At 69.2% G+C, this 211-nt stretch carries 1 protein-coding gene; it reads left to right on the forward strand.

Features of this window, described 5'->3' with window-relative positions; translation table 11 throughout:
• The coding region (locus L0U85_RS20300) for a hypothetical protein (RefSeq protein WP_241379578.1) at positions 1–211 on the forward strand (211 nt) is incomplete at both ends.

The following is a 211-nucleotide window of genomic DNA, read 5'->3' on the forward strand; positions in this document are numbered from 1 at the left end:
CCCCGCTCGGCATCGACATCCAGGGGCGGTCCCGCAACCTCACCCTCAGCTACCGCACCACCCGGCAGATCCTCGCCGAATCCATGCGTGTCATGAACGGAGCGCGACCCGACGAGGACGGCGAGGGCTCGACCGATCTGACCGGCTACCGCTCAGTCCTCAGCGGGACCGAGCCGCGCTTCGTGGCCCAGCCTGACGAGCAGTCGGAGGT

Origin of the sequence: Glycomyces sp. L485 (assembly GCF_022548875.1) — a bacterium.
In the GTDB taxonomy this organism is placed as follows: Bacteria; Actinomycetota; Actinomycetes; order Mycobacteriales; family Micromonosporaceae; genus Glycomyces.